The sequence below is a fragment of the Cupriavidus sp. SIMBA_020 genome, assembly GCF_046535395.1.
In the GTDB taxonomy this organism is placed as follows: Bacteria; Pseudomonadota; Gammaproteobacteria; order Burkholderiales; family Burkholderiaceae; genus Cupriavidus; species Cupriavidus campinensis.
Map to the genome: position 1 here is coordinate 1 of NZ_JAWRWU010000973.1, position 259 is coordinate 259.

A 259-nucleotide genomic window follows, 5' to 3' on the forward strand; every position below is an offset into this window, starting at 1 on the left:
GTACGTGCTGGGATCGGTGTTCCTGGCGCTGGCGCTGCGCCTGGCCACCGCCAGCCGCAACTGACACGCACGCTCCATGCAAAAGATCGAAGGCCACGAATTCCGCATGGCCCTGGACAAGGGCAACGCGCACTTCCACGACCTGCACTTGCACAACTGCGCCTTCGACAACTGCGGCCTATCCATGGTCAAGTATCCGCAACGCATGTCGCGCGTGCGGAACGTAACGCTGTCGCAATGCCGCGTCGTGAATTCAGAG

The 259-nt window shown here is 61.8% G+C and carries 1 pseudogene; it reads left to right on the top strand.

Annotated features, from left to right (window positions below):
- Positions 1–76: 76 nt before the first annotated feature.
- A pseudogene (locus SB751_RS32365) lies at positions 77–259 on the top strand (hypothetical protein); the annotation flags it as partial.